The sequence below is a fragment of the Vibrio maerlii genome (assembly GCF_003415655.1).
Taxonomy (GTDB): domain Bacteria; phylum Pseudomonadota; class Gammaproteobacteria; order Enterobacterales; family Vibrionaceae; genus Vibrio; species Vibrio maerlii.
Map to the genome: position 1 here is coordinate 225,536 of NZ_QRHC01000005.1, position 19,350 is coordinate 244,885.

Below are 19,350 nucleotides of genomic sequence, written 5' to 3' on the forward strand. Positions count from 1 at the left end.
ACTAAATGTCATAAGCCTGAATGCGGGAATCAACTACCCTGAGTGATATTGACTATCGAGTCTTAATCACTAGTTGGTTACTTTGCTTCACTTCTTCCATTACTACGTATGTACGAGTGTCATTTACACCCGGAAGACGCAGTAGAGTATCGCCTAGTAACTTACGGTAAGCACTCATATCTGATACACGGGTCTTCAACAAGTAGTCGAAGTCACCGGATACTAAATGACACTCTTGGATATCATCCAGTTTTTGAACCGCTGTATTAAACTGTTCAAACACATCTGGTGCACCACGATTTAACGTAATTTCAACAAACACCAAAAGAGAGGCATCAAGATATTGAGGATTAAGAAGGGCTGTATAGCCAGTAATGTAGCCTTGACGTTCTAAACGACGAACACGCTCCAGACACGGCGTTGGAGACAAGCCCACTCGTTTAGACAGTTCAACGTTCGAAATTCGACCGTCTTTTTGTAGCTCATTTAAAATGTTGCGATCGATTCGATCGAGTTCCTTGGACGGCTTCTTATAATTTTCTGCCATTTTTTATTCCACCTTATTACTTCCTTGCAAATAAATATACTACAACTTTTTAATATTCAGTATCAAATTTTATTTATAGCGCTCTATACTAGATATTAATTCGACAGAATTACCCTACATATAGTTATAACAACCAAAATAAAACGAGGAGTCAGGATGATCATTGGCGTACCAAAAGAAATCAAAAACCACGAGTATCGTGTCGGTATGATCCCAGCTAGCGTGAGAGAACTTATCTCACATGGTCACCAAGTTTTTGTAGAAACTAATGCCGGCTCTGGCATCGGTTTTTCAGACGATGATTACATCGCTGTAGGTGCATCCATACTTCCTACTGCTGCTGAGGTTTTCGCCAAAGCAGAAATGATTGTAAAGGTTAAAGAACCTCAATCTGTTGAACGAGCTATGCTTCGTGAAGGGCAAATTTTATTTACTTATTTACACCTAGCACCAGATTTTCCACAAACTGATGAGCTAATCAAGAGCAAAGCTGTCTGTATTGCCTATGAGACTGTAACAGATAATATGGGTCGCTTGCCACTGTTAGCACCAATGTCTGAGGTTGCTGGGCGAATGTCTATCCAAGCTGGTGCACAAACACTCGAAAAATCACACGGCGGCCGCGGCCTATTACTTGGTGGTGTACCAGGTGTTGAACCTGCGAAAGTTGTCGTTGTTGGTGGTGGTGTTGTGGGTGCAAACGCCGCTCGTATGGCGGTGGGCATGCGTGCTGACGTGACTATTCTAGATCGCAACATTGATACGCTGCGTCGTTTAGATGAAGAGTTCCAAGGCCGTGCGAAAGTGGTTTACTCTACTGAAGACGCAATCGAGAAGCATGTTCTTGAGGCAGACCTAGTGATTGGCGCAGTACTCATCCCTGGAGCTGCAGCACCTAAGCTTGTGACTAAAGAACACATTGCGAAGATGAAACCTGGAGCAGCAGTTGTCGATGTCGCTATTGACCAAGGCGGTTGTTTCGATACTTCTCACGCCACAACCCACGCAGATCCAACTTATATTGTCGATGACGTAGTGCACTACTGTGTCGCAAACATGCCAGGTGCGGTTGCACGTACTTCTACGTTTGCTCTTAACAATGCAACGCTTCCTTACATTGTGAAGCTAGCAAATCAAGGCTATAAACAAGCGCTACTGACAGATAACGGCTTCCTAGAAGGCCTGAACGTTATCCACGGTAAAGTAACCTGTAAAGAAGTCGCTGAAAGCTTTGACCTTGAATATGTTGAGCCTAAATCAGCCATTGAAATGTTCAACTAATCAAGCTTGCGCTTAACCCGTCACCGGTTCAAAACGCTCACTTTGGTGGGCGTTTTTTGTTTCCATACTTCTTCGCTGTTTATATTTTCTACAACTTTTTATTTCATTAGTTATTAATATTTTACTTAGCCAACCGGTAGTTTACGTTTTTATTAATAATTGAGGTTAAATTTTCTAAAAGTAGACCTCGATCATGATTTATTTTGTGTATAAAAATTATATTTGCCGACTTTCGCTCATCCTTCTGTAAGGATGAGATTACCTTGCTATAAGATTCACCATGTTTAAAAAACTATCATTAAAAAATAAACTCGCAATATCAGCGAGTGTGGCCATCATAATTGGTGGACTTTTAGTCGAAGCGCTTTCTTTTAACGCTTCATTAGATCGCATGGATTCAGAAGTTGAACAACGCTTAGAAAGTACAACGGCTTCCTACAACCAGTACGTTACCGATTGGTTGCTCTCTAAAGAACGTTCACTGACTTCACTGTCTCAAGAAGTCAGCAGAGAAGCGATTGTTACTCACCTCAAACAAGTTAAGCACGCCGCCGCTTTTGACAATGTATTTTTAGCTTACCCAGATGGTAGCCAAGAAAATGCAAATGGTGTGGTATTACCACCAGGTAATGATGACCCACGCCAATGGGGTTGGTACATCAACGCCCTAGCTAACCCAAGCCAAGTGTTTATGGACAACCCAACGGTCGCTGCTGCAACAGGTGCTAACGTCGTTTCATTAGGTAAGGCGCTAAACCTTCACGGTCAACAAGTTGTACTAGGCGCAGATGTTGAGATCACGGATATTCTTAACAGCTTAGATAAAGTGATTTTACCTGGTGAAGGTTATATGTTCATTGCGAACAACCAAGGTAATGTCTTCACTCATGAGAATGCCAAACTATTAAACCAATCTGTGAGTCAACTCGGATTAGACTTCAATATCGTTCGCCGTGCATCGCAATCTGGTCGCTTTGAGCTAACTAATATTGAAGGTGACGAGTTTGTCATCTATGCACAACAGATCAAAGGCACTGCTTTAACGACAGTGACTGTCATTAATTATGACTCTCTAGTCGCCCCCCTGTTTGATGCCGTTTGGGGACAAGTACTTGTTACCGCAATTGTAGTGGTCCTTTGTACACTGCTGTTCAACCTACTTTGTAACATCCTATTCAGACCACTGAACAACGTTTCTCAAGCCCTAGAACAAATTGCAAATGGCAGTGGTGACCTGACCCAACGAATCGACGTTGAGAATAACGATGAAGTAGGTCGGCTAGCCAAAAACTTCAATACCTTTGTTGACAGTCTGCAACACCTGATTAGTCATGTGCGCGAGCAGTCTTACCTCATCAATGAGCAATCAAACAACAATACTCGCCGCGCTAATAACGCTGTTGCTGAAATTCATCAGCAGCAACAAGAGATTACGCTAGTGGCAACAGCGGTGACAGAACTTGCTAGTGCGACTAAAGAGATTGCGTCTCACGCAGAGCAAACAGCAAACGCGGCCCAAGGCTCGACGGAAAGCACAAACTACGGACAATCTCTCGTTCAGAAGACTCGTGGTTCAATCAACAGCCTAGCGACGGAACTGACAGAAGCGAGCTCGGTGATCAGCGAACTTGACCGCCATGCCCAAGAAATTTCTACGGTCCTATCGACTATTCAAGGCATTGCGGAGCAAACGAATCTACTTGCCCTTAACGCAGCAATTGAAGCCGCTCGCGCAGGTGAACAAGGCCGTGGCTTTGCTGTGGTCGCAGATGAGGTTCGAGTGTTGTCGCAACGCACTCATGCCTCAACAGAAGAGATCAAAGCAACGATCGATACACTACAACAAACAACGAATCGTGCAGTAGGCTTGATGGATACAAGTTCTGGTTTGGCGAATACTTCTGTCACTGATGCCGACGAAGCAACCAGTGCTTTGAGTGAAATTCATAACGCTGTGTCGCTTATCAGCGATATGGCAACACAAATTGCCACTGCTGCAGAAGAACAGACACATGTAACCGGTGAGATCACTCAAAACATAACTTCGATTAAAGATGTTGCAGATGACCTTGTGGTTAATACGCAAGATAGCTCCAACGAATCCAACAAGCTCAAGCAGCAAGCACAAGAGCTCACAAACAAAGTGGCTACCTTTAAGCTGTCTTAGATTACATCTAAAACATCTCGAAATTGCTGTATAGAAGAGACGAGGCTTTGTGCCTCGTCTTTTTACATTTAACTCGTGCAGATATGAGCTGCGTTAATCGTAACTTAAACTGGCGTGAATAATCAGATTTCGAGGGGTCACTTGCCTATCACAGAAAATGCTAAGCTGAGTTTGATAGCCATATTCATTTAAAAACGAAACCTTATCCATCGCGAGCCAAATTTCTAAAGGACGGCGGAATAATTGCTGCACTAAACTCAAACGCTCCATCAATTCAAATCGTTGCTGACCAATCGACTCATAACGCGGCCAATCATGCTCCATCAAACCAAACTGTTTCTTCTCTTCTGCCCAGCGACAGAACGCTTCAAATCCGTCATTCAGTTTAGACTTTTGAATACTTGGTACTGATTGATATTCTTGCTCATTGAGTTCATCGCAACGCAGCGCATCCAAGCCAAGCCGGTAGGACATTTCTAGCTGTCGGTGACGTTTTACTCGCTCTCCACCCGTTACCGTTTCTTGCAGTGGGATACGCAGCTCCGTTTTGTTCAGTTGAAGATCGAGTTGCTGGCCAAGCTGAGATAGGGGCTGGTAATGTTCATCATGAATGAGATGGTAACAACAGGGAGAGACGGTCATCGCAGGTAGTTGACTCTTTGCACCAAGCTTTAGCAGGCGTACATGTAAATCACCACACGCATGCAACGCAACAGCGTGTTGCTTAGATAGTACCGCGGCACCTTTTTCTGAGAACGCATCCCCTTGAACAAAGGTCATATTCAGCCCCAACTTGTTGGCCTCATGTTGTCCAGATTCACAAAGAGACTCTTGCCATTCAAAGCTCAGGGTTGGGTCACCAGAACCACTACTTAGAACTCTTCCTAGGTATCCTTTACCAGCACACCACTCGAGCCATTCGTCGCCTTGGTGATAAGCAAGTGCATACTGACCAAAGCGACGAATCTGTTCGACCTTTCTACCGGGAACTCCCGAAAAAATACTATTCAGGACAGGACTTTCTTCAGAATCCAAAGTGTCCAAGTTGGTTAATTGTTGCAAGACGCTAGCAACAGGAAACATTGAGTTGACCGCTTCAATCAACTTGCGGGTATCTTGCTTGTAGCTGTCTACCTCTTCCCAGGATAGGGATAACAGCCATTGATACAACTCAGGATACTGAACAGCCCATTCTACTTGAGATTTTCGACAAGCGTAAAAAGCCTCAACCTGCCAAAGTGGTCGATATTGTTGAAGTAGTTGACTGAGTTGTGTGAAAGCGGTTTGCATTATTCCCCCTACAAATTTCTCGCTGATTGTAAGGGGAAGTGGGTTAGGACAAAAGAAGAATGTTTAACGAACAGGAAGCTCGATATCTTTAAACATTTCCTCAATCTCTTGATTTGACTTCAGGGATATCGCTTGTTCGACGACGGGTCTAGTTAGATGAGGAGCGAAACGCTCCATAAAATCAAACATGTAAGAGCGTAAGAAGGTACCACGTCTAAAACCAATACTCGTGGTGCTCGAACCAAAGATATGGCTTGCATCAATCGCGACTAAATCATCGTCTTGGTCTTGGTCGATAGCCATACTCGCTATGACACCAACACCGATCCCCATGCGAACGTAAGTTTTTATCACATCGGCATCCGTTGCCGTGAATACAACCTTAGGGGTCAGACCAACTTTATTAAATGCAGTATCTAGCTCGGAGCGCCCAGTAAAACCAAAGACATAAGTGACCAGCGAATATGCTGCCAAATCTTCGATGGAAATCGTCTCTTTCTGTGCTAGCGGGTGGTCTTTGGTCACGACAATAGAGCGATTCCAATGATAACAAGGCAACATCACAGAATCTTGGTAGAGATGGAGCGCTTCTGTTGCTATGGCAAAATTCGCCGTACCTTTGGCTACCGCTTCTGACATCTGAGCAGGTGTACCTTGGTGCATGTGAAGCGACACTTTAGGGTACCGCGCCGTAAAGCCCTTGATGACATCAGGCAGAGCATAACGTGCTTGAGTATGAGTGGTAGAGATATTCAGTGTTCCCATCTCTGGGTGCGTGTGCTCACCTGCGACAGCTTTAATGCTTTCAACGCGTGATAAAATCTCTTGTGAAATGCGAATGATCTCTTCACCCGCGTTAGTCACTTGAGTTAGGTGCTTACCACTACGCTCAAAAATTTGAATACCGAGTTCATCTTCAAGCAGTCGAACTTGTTTACTGATACCTGGTTGAGAGGTATAGAGGCTTTCTGCGGTCGCAGAAACGTTAAGGTTATGATTAACAACCTCAACAATATACTTTAGCTGCTGCAGCTTCATTGCATGCTCCCTGTACAAATTCCTTTATAGAAAATTCTTTTATAGCTCTACGCTCTAGCTTAATCCAAATAGCAAAAAAGTAACAGCATCTATATAATGAATTGCTATAAAGCTAAAGTTATGAAATCTCCGACAAAACTTGGCTCAGCTTCCCACAATGCCTCACATATCTTTATCTTTTGCATCACAATTGGATTTTTTATTGTTAGAATGCCAAAAGTAAATGTTTTAGACGTGTGCAAATGAATGCCACTCTATAGAGAATAATGTATTCTTAAATTGTTAAGATAAGAACTCAGATACGGATTTTATGGATATTGGTTTAATCATTGCGTTAGTTGCTATTCTGCTGGTACTTGTACTTGGCTACAACGTTATGCTGCAGTACAAAATGAAGGTTGAAACGACGAAGCGCCAAGAATCGGCTCGATACTTAGCAGTCATCGATTCAACTGAAGACCTGATTAGCAGTGCTAACCACCTTCCATTTAGTAAGGAATTGCTGGTTTGCCTCAATACTCGTATCCTGGATTGCCTTGAGTCTATGCTAGAGCTAGACCCTAAGAATAAGCAGCTTGCTCAACGTGTTGAAAACATGCGCGCACAAGTTAAGCAACTAACAGAAAACTACGACCAAAAAGAGACAACACCGTTTAAGAGCCCTTCGAGCGATAAACAAGCGATTGTTATGCTCAAGTTGGTTAAAAAACTGCGCGATACAATCCGTAATGAACACAATAAGGGGCGCTTTGATACACAAAGTTACGTCGCTGAGAACGCTCGCCTAGAGACGATCCAAATCCGCATCAACATTGAAAATGTCATCAAGCGAGCTAATGAAGCCGTGGTTCGTGGCCAGCAAGGCACTGCACTACAGCTTCTCAAAAAAGGTATTGATGCACTGTCATCTAAAAATGACGCATACTCCAATAAAGCGCGTGAGAAACTGCAAGAAATGCTCAATGAGCTTGACCAAAAACGAGCAAATAAAAGTGCTGAAGAGCGTCAAGAGCTCGAAGACAAAGAAAAAGACAACGACATGGATGCTCTTTTTGGCGCGAAGAAGAAGTGGTAGTTTGCCACTCATAAGACTGATTCCGAAGGGCTGCAATCTGTGCAGCCTTTCTTTTATTTAAACGACAATCACTTTCTGACGAATTGTTATGTATCAAGAACTTCTAGAACCGATTCATTCTTTCTTAAAAGCACGCACCCCTGACGCTTGGATTGAGGAAGCGAAAAAACCAGAGAACCTTTCCGTGATCTTAAGGGATCACATGTTATGTGAACTTAAAGCCGCTCAAAGCGCCCTATTCCTCATTCGGAAATATGCGGTTGATAAAGAAAGTGCTATTCAGCTCAATGAGTGGATCAAACCATACGAGCTTTATGCTTACCGCCGCGAAGGAAGCTTAGAAACTCTTCGTGGAAAGAGTAACGCTTCAAAACAAATTACGCCAAAACAAGGCTGTGATTACGGACAAGACCTAATCGATAAAATGGTCTTGCTGATCAAAGAAGAACTGCACCACTTTTACCAAGTCATGGAACTGATGGAGAAAAAAGGCGTAACTTACGAGCCTATCGAAGCGGGCCGCTATGCAAAAGGGTTAATCAAACACGTCAAAACCTATGAGCCAGATGCGCTGGTCGACAAACTGATTATTGGAGCCTTTATTGAAGCTCGTTCATGCGAACGCTTTGCGAAATTGGCCCCTTTCCTAGAAGAAGATATGGAAAAGTTCTACGTCTCGCTTCTACGTTCAGAAGCTCGCCATTACCAAGATTACCTAGAACTAGCAGAGCAAATAGCAGGGAAAGATATCTCTGAGCGAGTTGAGCATTTTGCTCAAGTAGAGGCTGAACTCATCACCTCAATAGATGCTGACTTCAAGTTCCACAGTGGTATGCCCAAGTTAGAGAACTAGAGAGCTAGAGAGCTAGAGAGCTAGAGAGCTAGAATTTTGGAGGGTTGATGTGAACGCATCAACCCTCTTTATTTTGTTGCTCATTAGAAAATGATGACCGTTCACATTAAGTGATTAGCGACTAACACTGACGCCAGTATCATAAGATTTTGCTGCCTGACTCGAACTGTCATCAGCGATGATTGCTACTCTTCAACACTTAACTCTTGCCACTTCCTCAATTACCAATATACTGTATATATAAACAGTATATTGGTAATTGATATGTCTCTTCATTCTGTATCGGACACGCCCTCCTCCATCAAAGTGCTACAGCAGCAGAACCTACTGTGGTCTGCGAATCGTGCACCTGCGCAACAAGTGTTAAATAGCACTGGATTTTCAGATCTCGATGAAAAGCTTCAGGGTGGTTTTCCTACTCATGGGGTGGTTGAAATTGCTTCCGAGGCGGGGATTGGTGAATTACGACTCTTAATGCCTTACTTAAAGCAAGAATCAGAAGAAAGGTTGTGTGTCTTGATCAACCCACCGGCGGATGTGAATGGTCATGCTTTTTTAGAACAAGGGATCAATTACAACAATATCGTGATCATTGAGGAGCAAGATTTTAACGCAGCACTCTGGGCGGCAGAGCAATCACTCAAAAGTGGCTGTTGCGGTGCGGTATTGCTATGGCAACAAGAGCTCGAAATCCACCAAGCAAAACGTTTACAAGTCGCTAGCGAACATGGTAAATGCTTGCAGTTCGTGATGAAAAAGCCACAAGCGAACGCACTCTCTCTGCCTATTTCATTAAGCTTGGCTCTGAGCCCTGATCAGGAGGGGATCAGAGTGTCTATTACCAAACGTAAGGGCGGTTTTTCACGCTCAAGCTTTGTCGTATCAATGGGGCAATATTGGCCTCGCCTTACTAGTCAAGTTATCGAGGCACAAAGTGCGCAGATCGTTGCTTTCCCAGCACCACACAAGCGTTATGCTCACTAATTGTACACCACTATGCTTTGGCTCTACCTACACTTCCCGACATTACAACTCGATAGTCTGTTCGCTGATATTGAACAGCCTATTGCTGTGGTTGATGGGTTGCACCACCACATCGTTCAAGTCAATCAAGCGGCAAAGGAAGTCGGGATTAAAAGTGGTATGGGGCTCGCCAGTGCTGCGGCTTTGTGCCATGACATCCAAGTTCATCAATATAACGCCGAGATAGAGCACAATAAGATCAAAGATATTGCTCAGTGGTTGTATCTCAAAACATCGGATATTGCGCTTTATCCGCCACAAGGCATTCTTGTACGGGTGACTCATATGTTAAGTCTATATGAAGGTTTTCATAACTATTGGCAGCAACTCTCTGAGCATCTCGATGAGCTCAAGGTTAGTTACCACTTTGCTTTTGGCTATTCAATGCAACAAGCTCAACTGCTTGCTCTCTCAGGATCTCAATCGGCGACAACTGATGAAGCCTTATTGAAGCAGGCACTCTCGACCTTACCGATTGAGTTAACAGGTCTACATTCACATACCCATTTATCAACGAAAACCATTGAGCAGTTAAAAAGAGTCGGCATTAAAACCATCAAAGAGCTACTCGCTCTACCAATCCAGGAATTGGCCCGTAAGTTTGATATCCAGTTAGTGAATTACGTAGGTCAATTAAGCGGCCGGTTTAAAACCAATGTCACCTTTTATCACCCACCAGAGCAATTTTCTCGCTATGTTGAGCTACTTTATGACATCGAGAATATTCAATGGCTAGAAAAGCCCTTGGCAAAACTGTTCTCACAACTAGAAACTTTTCTACTGAGTCGCAACCTTGTTGTGTACGAACTTGAAATTGTCTTGCATCAGCGTGATACAAAGCCTCAAGCGTTTTCTGTCACCTCAGCGGCTGGAGAATATCGAGCCTCTCAATGGGCCCAACTATCAAAGCTGGTCATGGAAAGTATCCAAATAGAGTCCGCCGTCAATGGGCTTACTCTTAAAGCCGTTCGACAAGGCAATTTGGAAAGCCATAACGATGATCTTTTTGATAGTAAGAGGGGGCAATTATCACCTCTGGAGCTCATTTCCCTACTCCAAGCTAAATTAGGAAAAGAAAAGGTACAAAAGATCACCCCGACTTCAGACCCTAGGCCTGAATATTCAAATCGTCGCTATCCTGCTCATCAAGATGGAGAAAAGCGCAACATTGCATGTTCAGATAGCGTGAAATTACGCCCTAGTTTTCTGTACTCAGAGCCCAAACCGCTAGAGCATAAGTGCACGCTTATTTCAGGGCCAGAAAGAATAGTCACAGGCTGGTGGGATGAACACTCCGTGATGCGTGATTATTTCATTGCTCAAAGTGATGAAGGCCAGTGGTTATGGATATTTAAAAGCCCAGATAAACAGTGGTTTGTGCATGGGCTTTTTGGGTAAGCCGCCACAACGTATTTATTAGTCATTAGTCATGTATAAACGATGAAATACGCCGAACTTTTTTGCCAAAGTAACTTCTCTTTTCTCACCGGGGCATCCCACGCAGAGGAATTGGTGCTGCAAGCCGATTTCTTACGTTATGAGGCCATTGCTATCACCGATGAATGCTCCGTTGCCGGTGTCGTTCGTGCCCATACCGCCATCAAGGATCATCAACTTTCCATCAAGCAAATTGTCGGTAGCATGTTTTGGCTCAATGAGACCTGCCAGGTTGTATTGTTGTGTCCTAACAAACTCGCTTACGCCGAACTATGCCGCATCATTACTAATGCTCGACGTCGTTCCGAAAAAGGAGAGTATCAATTAGCTGAATGGGATTTGATGTCGATAAAGCATTGCTTCGTTTTATGGTTGCCGTGCGAAAAAGAATCTGACCAACACTGGGCACAATGGCTAAATCAACACCACCAGCATCGGCTATGGATTGGGGTTCAACGTCACCTACAAGACAGAGAAAAAGAGTTTCTACATTATTGTTATAAGCTCGGCCAACAATTTTCTATTCCTATTACCGCCTGCGGTGGCGTACTAATGCACACCGCAGAACGACTTTCACTCCAGCACACCTTAACTGCAATCAAACAGCTTAAACCTGTGGAACAACTTGGTTCAGAGCTTCTCAGTAATACTGAGCGGTCATTAAGAAGCAAAGAGAAGCTGTCTCGATTATTTCCAACTGAATGGATTGAAGAAAGCGTCTTTATCGCTCAGCAATGTACGTTTGAGCTGAAAGAATTAAGCTATCAATATCCTAGTGAGCTCATTCCACAAGGTGAAACACCCATGAGTTACCTACGTCAGCTAGTAGAGGGAGGAAAGCAATTGCGCTTTCCTCAGGGTGTGCCAAAAGATATCGCAGAGACAATCGAAAAAGAATTAACGTTAATCGAAGAACAAAAGTACCCATTCTTTTTTCTAACGATTCACGACATCGTCATGTTCGCAAAATCCCAAGGGATTCTGTACCAAGGTCGGGGTTCAGCTGCTAACTCTATCGTCTGTTATTGCTTGGAAATCACAGCGGTCGATCCTAGGCAAGTATCGGTACTGTTTGAACGGTTCATCAGTAAAGAACGTGATGAGCCGCCTGATATCGACGTAGACTTCGAACATGAGCGACGCGAAGAAGTCATCCAGTACATCTACACAAAATATGGGCGTGAAAGAGCGGCGCTAGCAGCAACTGTCATCTCTTATCGCTTTAAAAGCGCGGTGCGAGATGTTGGCAAAGCACTCGGCATTCAAGAGGCTCAACTCGACTTTTTCATTAAGAACGTGAATCGTCGTGACCGCTCACTGCCATGGCAATCTCAACTCGTCAAGCTAGGCATCCAACCCGATTCGCTTAAAGGGCGGCAGTTTATTGAACTGGTTGATGAGATCATCGGTTTTCCTCGTCACCTATCACAACACGTAGGTGGTTTTGTGATTGCCTCTGGGCCTCTCTACGAATTAGTTCCTGTGGAGAATGCGTCCATGACTGATCGTACTGTGATCCAATGGGATAAAGACGATTTAGAAAGCCTAGGGTTACTCAAGGTCGATGTACTTGCTCTCGGTATGCTGACCGCAATTCGTAAGTGCTTTACCGCCATCCAACAGAGAACGGGCAAACAATACAGCATTGCCGATATTACCAGACGCAAAGACGATCCTGCGGTTTATGCCATGCTGCAAAAAGCAGATACCGTTGGCGTCTTTCAAATCGAGTCTCGGGCGCAAATGAGTATGTTGCCACGTTTAAAACCGGCTTGTTACTACGACTTAGTGATTCAAATTGCGATTGTTCGCCCAGGACCGATACAGGGAGACATGGTACATCCATTCCTTAAACGACGTGATGGCATTGAGCCTATCACCTACCCTTCAGAAGAAGTGAAAGAGGTATTGGCACGAACCATGGGAGTCCCTATCTTCCAAGAGCAGGTGATCAAGCTTGCCATGGTAGCCGCTGGATTCAGCGGTGGTGAGGCAGACAAACTCAGACGAGCGATGGCAGCATGGAAAAAGAACGGTAATGTCTTCAAGTTCAAAGATAAACTCATTACTGGCATGTTGGCGAATGGTTATGAACTCCAATTCGCAGAGCAGTTATTTGACCAGATTTGTGGCTTTGGTGAGTACGGATTCCCAGAGAGCCATTCGGCCTCCTTTGCGGTACTCGCCTACACTTCTGCCTGGTTAAAGCATTATTACCCAGCTGAGTTTTATACTTCTCTATTGAACAGTTTACCTATGGGCTTTTACTCCGCATCACAGCTATTACAAGATGCCAAACGACATCAGATGAATATACAGCCTATCTGTGTAAACCATTCGGACTATCACCATAAGGTACTCAATGCATGTACTGTTCAATTAGGCTTACGCTTGATAAAAGGACTGAATCATCAAGCTGCCGAAACTATTCGTATTAACAGACCAGCACGAGGCTACCATCACCCGAACCAACTTAAGCAGATTGGATTGAATAAGGGAGAACTCGAAAAGCTTGCCTCTGCCAATGCCTTTCGAGCAATGAGCAACAATCGTTACGATGCGCGCTGGAAAATGATGGAAGACCTGCAAGATCTACCGCTATTTCAGGGCTTACAAGAAGAGGAAGCCAACTATCAATATGCTCCAAGTGATATGGATACATTATTGGAAGATCTCGAGTCCACCAGCATCAGTTTAGAGCATCATCCTATTACTCTACTGGAGCGCTCAGGTGCTTTGTCTAAATTCACTCGCATGACAGAACTCAAGCAACACTCTCATAAATCAATGGTAACGGTCGTTGGCGTAGTAACAGGACGACAATCACCAGGAACGGCAGCCGGAGTCACCTTCGTAACTCTAGAAGATGATACCGGAAATATTAACGTTGTGATTTGGGGATCGACCGCTCGAGCACAGCAGAAAGCATACTTAACCGCAAAGGTGATGATGGTCAAAGGGATCCTTGAACGTGAGGGAGAAGTCATTCACGTCATTGCGGGTAAGTTAATCGACCTGACCGATGAGCTTGGCAAGTTAAGTATTCACTCACGGGACTTTCATTAACACAACAACACTGCGAATACTAAAACGGACGCTAAAAGCGTCCGTTTAATTCATACTCAATAAGTAGACTGATTAACTGTCGTCTTCAGTGAAGTTAGTAGGAAGCGTTTGCTTCATTTCATTCCAGATCTCACGGCTTGAGATACCGTAGCTACGGATTGCTAGAGGTAGCTTTTCACGCTCATCGTTTTCACAGATTTGTAGCAGCTCTTGGTAGAATGCAATCGCAAGCTGGCGTGCTTCTGCATTAGAGAAGTAGTAGCTACCGATGCGATCATATAGCTTGCGCAGACCGTTGAAGATTAGGCCGTAAATCTGGTTTCCTGAGTGGAAAGCCAAACGTTGGAACAACATGTAATCATAGAAGTTGAATGTTTTCGCGATCAGAATTGATTGACGCTTCTCTTCATCTTTCTCACCATCATCTTTTACTGATTGACGAATTTTCTCTGCATAAGGTGAAGATTCAATAAACGTATCCCAGCTTTCTGCGTCGAGTAGGCTTTGACAGCTTTCAATCACATTAGTGATGGTCTTCTCGGACGCTTCTTTATTAACCTTAAATGCATAGCGCATGAAAATAGGGCTGATATTAGTACGCGCAGCAAGCAGATCTTCAACAATGTTGGTTGCATTATCGACATCTAGTGTCATTAGCGTGTCGAGAATGTGTAAACCAGATGTTTCCATGAACTGGTTAACTTTTGTCGGCTTACCATGTTGGATGGTTAGCCAACCATCACGAGCAAGACGCTGAAGAACTTCACGAAGAGTGGTACGAGTTACACCAATCAGTTCAGATAGCTCACGCTCTGCGGGTAGGATTGAGCCTGGAGGAAAGCGTCCATTCCAGATGCTTTCAATAATGTACTTCTCAGCGAAACCAGCTGGACTTTTTGCCTTAATGACCATCGAATCGATTATCCAATTTATTCGTTATAAAATTATTAATTCACTCATCATACCACTAGTTTTTGGGATTCTAAAATTTAACACCCTAGTTATACGATTACGCTTCAAAAGTACTTCCACCCCAAATGTTTCTGAATAAAACTAAGAGCAATACCTATCAATCATTAAGTTTTTTATCACCTTAATCAAAAAGTATTATTTAATCCCTTACTGTACGGTGGGTGTGGAATATCAACTCATTCACGAAAGCTCAGTTATTTTTGTCTCAAATCAACATTTCTTGTCACTAAACTGTAATTTTTAATCATTTCACCCCGTTTATAATTTAAAACTCTAGTAATCATAAAAAGCATGATATCCTACCCACATTGATCGCGTTTTTGACAATCCCTTTATATTTAATGTTGACTAAATGTTAAGTAAAGGTATTGTTGCGGTCGAGAATTTTGTACTGCTTATCGTCAAATGGGGAGTGACTTGGCAAGGTTGCAAACTTATATTGCAAACACCTTCTTGTTGCCTTTCTAAGTTACTGTTATTGAAGCGGATATCCGCAAATGGCGACGAGCTTTATTTCGTCTATTCAATTTTACACAAAGAGTATTACCATGCCGATGTCACTCGGAAATGCTTTCATCAAGAACTTTCTTGGCAAAGCACCTGATTGGTACAAAGTTGCCATCATTGCATTTCTTGTTATTAACCCGATCGTTTTCTTTTTTGTTGACCCGTTTGTTGCAGGTTGGTTGTTAGTTGTTGAATTTATTTTTACTCTAGCAATGGCACTGAAGTGTTATCCACTGCAACCTGGTGGCCTTTTAGCCATCGAAGCCATCGGTATGGGCATGACCAGTCCCGAATTGGTTTATCATGAGCTTCAAAACAACCTGCCAGTAATTCTTCTATTGGTCTTCATGGTTGCGGGTATCTACTTCATGAAAGAGCTACTGCTCTTCATCTTCACCAAGATACTACTTGGCATCCGCTCAAAAGTTCTTCTTTCTGTCGCATTCTGTGTTGCAGCAGCATTCCTATCAGCGTTCCTTGACGCACTAACCGTAATTGCGGTTGTTATCAGTGTCGCTGTTGGCTTCTACTCGATTTACCACAAGGTTGCTTCTGGTAAAGGCACAAACTCTTCACATGACCACACGCAAGACGAGCACTTTTCTGAGCTAACTCGTGATGACCTGGAAGACTACCGTGCATTCCTGCGTTCACTACTAATGCACGCTGGTGTGGGTACAGCACTTGGTGGTGTAATGACCATGGTAGGCGAGCCGCAAAACCTGGTAATTGCAAGCCAAGCGAGCTGGGATTTCGGTGAATTCATCGTACGTATGCTACCTGTTACTATCCCTGTATTTATCTGCGGTATTATCACTTGTGCATTGGTCGAGAAGCTAAAAGTATTCGGCTACGGCGCAGAGCTGCCAAACAACGTTCGTCAAATCCTAGTCGACTTCGATACTGAAGCGCGTAAGAACCGTACTAAACAAGATATCGCTAAGCTTTGGATTCAAGGTGCTATCGCGGTATGGCTAATCGTTGGCCTTGCGCTTCACGTGGCAGAAGTAGGTCTAATCGGTCTTTCTGTTATCATCCTTGCAACGGCGTTCACTGGCGTTATCGAAGAGCACTCTTTAGGAAAAGCGTTTGAAGAGGCACTACCTTTCACCGCACTACTTGCTGTTTTCTTCTCTATCGTTGCTGTGATCATCGACCAGGAGTTGTTCAAGCCAGTAATCGATGCAGTACTTGCTGTTGAAGATAAAGGTACGCAACTTGCCCTGTTCTACGTTGCAAACGGTGTTCTATCTATGGTGTCAGACAACGTATTCGTAGGTACGGTTTACATCAATGAAGTGAAAGCAGCGCTTGTTGAAGGTCTTATTACTCGTGATCAGTTTGATCTTCTTGCGGTAGCAATCAACACAGGTACTAACCTGCCTTCTGTTGCAACGCCAAACGGTCAAGCAGCATTCCTATTCCTACTAACATCTGCACTAGCACCGCTGATTCGTCTATCTTACGGACGCATGGTTATCATGGCACTGCCGTACACAATCGTGCTAGCGGTTGTTGGTCTAATGGGCATCATCTTCCTTGTTGAACCAATGACAGCATGGTTCTACGATGCAGGCTGGATCTCTCATCATGTTGGTGAAGCGACACACGCTGTATCGGGTGGTCATCACTAATTTGAAGAAATGACCTTTTAAGCACAATTTTTCTGTTGCTTAAGAAACTTTTCCAAGTTAAAAAGCTCTGAGTATTCAGGGCTTTTTTATTACCCAAGAATTTTATATTTCACACAAAGGAATGATTACTTGTGAGTTTTTTCCATTTCCTCAACGATTTCTCTAAACGCAGACTCTCTTGGGCTCTGCTACTCATCTTCATCATCTTCTTCGAGCTTTGCGCACTGTTTTTCCAACACGTGATGATGCTTGCTCCTTGCGTGATGTGTATTTATGAACGCATTGCGATGCTTGGAATTGGGGTTGGAGCCGCCATTGGGTTAATCGCACCTAACAACCCACTGGTTCGTTGGATTGGTCTAGCGGTATGGGGGGCAAGTGCGTACAAAGGCCTAGCTCTGTCGATGCAGCACGTTGACTTCCAGTTTAACCCATCGCCATTTGCCACTTGTGACCTATTTGTGACCTTCCCTGACTGGGCGCCACTAAACCAATGGGTTCCTTGGATGTTTGAAGCTTATGGTGAGTGTAGCAAGATTGTATGGCAGTTTATCGGCCTATCCATGCCACAATGGTTGGTAGTCATTTTTGCAGGTAACCTAGTTGCACTCGCGTTTATCGTGCTGGCTCAATTTTTCAAGAAAAGAGCGGAAGAATAAGTTCGAAAAAGCGTCCCTAGTTCCTTGAGTTAAGCCAAGGAGCTAGGAACTTCAATCTTAACGGTTACTTACCACAACACTTCTTGAATTTCTTGCCGCTTCCACAAGGACATGGGTCGTTACGACCCGTGCCTTTAAATGGGTTCACGCTTTGCGCTTTATTGCCCAGCATTTGTTCATCAGCTGCCAACGCCACTTCGGTCACCATTACATCTAGCTGATCCGTAAAGTCAGATAATGACGGCACATCATCCATACCTGCATCACGCATCTGTTGCTGAGTCGATTCTTCGTCGATCGCCAACATTAATGTAGTCAACAATGCCTGCAGCATACGCGCAGTGCCATCACTGAGTTTTTCGAAGTCCCATTGTTCACTCACAACAGGCCACACATTCATAAAACCTTCAGCAAATTCAGCGAGGGCATCGTCTCCTTCTAACAAAGAAGAAAGGCTGTATTCACTGCGCTGGATGAGATTGTGCTGACGGTTTATTTGTTCCGTAACTAATGACTCCAACTCTTCACTGACACCTGCAACCAAATTCGGCAGCCATTCTTTTGGGTCTAATGGTTTAGTTGCTAGGTTAGAGGCAAAAATCGCACCTTCAAAAAAGAAGCCTGCGTAATCAGTATCAAGACTAGAAAGGTCTAAGGTTTGGTAAGTCATGTTAGATCTGCTTATCAGTAAATTAATCTGGCGACATTATAGCCCTATTCATAATTAACTAAAGTGACGTTTCAGAGAACCTGTCGGCTGCCTAATAACTTAGGATTAGTGACAAGACTGAACATAGCTCGTACAATCACGCGTTCTTAATAGTACGGTGATAAACATGCGAGTAATCCTTGGCCCTATGGAGGGTGTTTTAGACCATTTAATGCGTGAGATTCTGACAGAGATTAATGATTACGATCTCTGTGTGACAGAGTTTGTGCGTGTGGTTGATCAATTACTCCCCCCTCACGTTTTTCAACGTATCTGCCCCGAGCTAAATCAAGGTTCGCAAACCATGGCGGGTGTACCTGTCCATGTTCAACTGCTTGGCCAACACCCTCAATGGATGGCAGAGAATGCCGTACAAGCAGCGAGCCTTGGCGCTAAAGGTATCGACCTTAACTTCGGTTGCCCAGCCAAGGCGGTGAACAAAAGTAATGGTGGCGCCTCATTACTCAAAGAGCCAGAGCTCATCTACCAAGTGGTGAAATCGTGTCGTGAAGCAGTACCTGCGCACATACCGGTCTCTGCCAAGATTCGCTTAGGCTGGGAAGATCCAGAAGAATGCTTTGAAATCGTCGATGCCATCGAGCAAGCGAAAGCAGACGAGTTGACCGTTCACGCGCGTACAAAAACAGGTGGCTACAAAGCGAGCGAGATCAAGTGGGATTACATAAACCAAATTCGTCAAAAGACCTCGTTACCACTGATTGCCAATGGCGAAATCTGGAATTACCAAGACGGACAAAACTGTATTGCAGCGACAGGTATTGACTCTTTAATGGTTTGCCGAGGTGCATTCAACGTCCCAAACCTAGGCAATGTGGTTAAGCACAACCATGCGCCAATGCCATGGGAAGATGTGCTACGTCTACTATTGCGTTATTCAGAGTTTGAAATTGAGGGCGATAAAGGGCTCTACTACCCTAACCGCGTAAAACAGTGGTTTGTTTACCTACGAAAGGAATACCCGGAAGCTGAAGAGATTTTCAGAGAGATCCGTACTTTCAAAAAGGCCACTCCTATTGTAGAACGTATTCAGCATTATCACGCAAAACTTGTCGCCTAAAAAGGAGCCTTTCG

At 44.0% G+C, this 19,350-nt stretch carries 15 protein-coding genes; 10 read left to right on the forward strand and 5 right to left on the reverse strand.

Translation table 11 applies throughout. From position 1 onward, the window contains the following. Positions 1-52: 52 nt before the first annotated feature. Positions 53-547: a leucine-responsive transcriptional regulator Lrp gene (lrp, locus tag DPF91_RS10695; protein ID WP_117234417.1), complete on the reverse strand. Its 495-nt coding sequence runs from the start codon at positions 545-547 to the stop codon at positions 53-55. Between the two features lie 156 nt (positions 548-703). Between lrp and ald the strand changes: the two genes are divergently transcribed. Beyond that, complete coding sequence (ald, locus tag DPF91_RS10700) at positions 704-1,828, forward strand: alanine dehydrogenase (protein WP_117234418.1); 1,125 nt, start codon at positions 704-706, stop codon at positions 1,826-1,828. 280 nt (positions 1,829-2,108) lie between these two features. Further along, on the forward strand, positions 2,109-3,995 hold the full coding sequence (locus DPF91_RS10705) for a methyl-accepting chemotaxis protein (protein WP_117234419.1): 1,887 nt from the start codon (positions 2,109-2,111) through the stop codon (positions 3,993-3,995). Positions 3,996-4,088: 93 nt separating this feature from the next. Here DPF91_RS10705 and DPF91_RS10710 read toward each other — a convergent pair whose 3' ends face one another. Both DPF91_RS10710 and cysB read right to left on the reverse strand, forming a co-directional pair. Continuing rightward, positions 4,089-5,285, reverse strand: a complete 1,197-nt coding sequence (locus DPF91_RS10710) for a methyltransferase (RefSeq protein WP_117234420.1) — start codon at positions 5,283-5,285, stop codon at positions 4,089-4,091. Between the two features lie 63 nt (positions 5,286-5,348). Beyond that, positions 5,349-6,323: an HTH-type transcriptional regulator CysB gene (cysB, locus tag DPF91_RS10715; protein ID WP_117234421.1), complete on the reverse strand. Its 975-nt coding sequence runs from the start codon at positions 6,321-6,323 to the stop codon at positions 5,349-5,351. Between the two features lie 310 nt (positions 6,324-6,633). Between cysB and DPF91_RS10720 the strand changes: the two genes are divergently transcribed. From DPF91_RS10720 to DPF91_RS10740, 5 genes are all read left to right on the forward strand, one after another. Continuing rightward, a complete protein-coding gene (locus tag DPF91_RS10720) occupies positions 6,634-7,398 on the forward strand; it encodes a DNA repair protein (RefSeq protein WP_117234422.1) in 765 nt (254 codons plus the stop codon). An 88-nt stretch (positions 7,399-7,486) separates the two neighbouring features. After that, the gene (gene miaE, locus DPF91_RS10725) at positions 7,487-8,251 is read left to right on the forward strand and encodes a tRNA isopentenyl-2-thiomethyl-A-37 hydroxylase MiaE (protein WP_117234423.1); all 765 of its coding nucleotides are present in this window, start codon (positions 7,487-7,489) and stop codon (positions 8,249-8,251) included. Between the two features lie 264 nt (positions 8,252-8,515). Beyond that, positions 8,516-9,235, forward strand: a complete 720-nt coding sequence (gene imuA, locus DPF91_RS10730) for a translesion DNA synthesis-associated protein ImuA (RefSeq protein ID WP_117234424.1) — start codon at positions 8,516-8,518, stop codon at positions 9,233-9,235. 12 nt (positions 9,236-9,247) lie between these two features. Beyond that, the gene (locus DPF91_RS10735; protein ID WP_117234425.1) at positions 9,248-10,672 is read left to right on the forward strand and encodes a Y-family DNA polymerase; all 1,425 of its coding nucleotides are present in this window, start codon (positions 9,248-9,250) and stop codon (positions 10,670-10,672) included. 42 nt (positions 10,673-10,714) lie between these two features. Next, complete coding sequence (locus DPF91_RS10740) at positions 10,715-13,777, forward strand: error-prone DNA polymerase (RefSeq protein WP_117234426.1); 3,063 nt, start codon at positions 10,715-10,717, stop codon at positions 13,775-13,777. Between the two features lie 72 nt (positions 13,778-13,849). On the opposite strand, the gene fadR is transcribed toward DPF91_RS10740, so the two are convergent. Next, entirely contained in the window at positions 13,850-14,689 is an 840-nt protein-coding gene (gene fadR, locus DPF91_RS10745) for a fatty acid metabolism transcriptional regulator FadR (protein ID WP_117234427.1), read from the reverse strand. A gap of 608 nt (positions 14,690-15,297) precedes the next feature. Between fadR and nhaB the strand changes: the two genes are divergently transcribed. After that, on the forward strand, positions 15,298-16,890 hold the full coding sequence (gene nhaB / locus DPF91_RS10750; RefSeq protein WP_117234428.1) for a Na(+)/H(+) antiporter NhaB: 1,593 nt from the start codon (positions 15,298-15,300) through the stop codon (positions 16,888-16,890). Between the two features lie 131 nt (positions 16,891-17,021). Beyond that, positions 17,022-17,549, forward strand: coding sequence for a disulfide bond formation protein DsbB (gene dsbB / locus DPF91_RS10755; protein ID WP_117234429.1), 528 nt, complete (start codon positions 17,022-17,024; stop codon positions 17,547-17,549). 64 nt (positions 17,550-17,613) lie between these two features. On the opposite strand, the gene DPF91_RS10760 is transcribed toward dsbB, so the two are convergent. Next, positions 17,614-18,219, reverse strand: coding sequence for a YecA family protein (locus DPF91_RS10760; RefSeq protein ID WP_117234430.1), 606 nt, complete (start codon positions 18,217-18,219; stop codon positions 17,614-17,616). 166 nt (positions 18,220-18,385) lie between these two features. On the opposite strand from DPF91_RS10760, the gene dusC reads away from it, so the two are divergent. Beyond that, positions 18,386-19,336: a tRNA dihydrouridine(16) synthase DusC gene (gene dusC, locus DPF91_RS10765; RefSeq protein WP_117234431.1), complete on the forward strand. Its 951-nt coding sequence runs from the start codon at positions 18,386-18,388 to the stop codon at positions 19,334-19,336. Positions 19,337-19,350 lie beyond the last annotated feature (14 nt).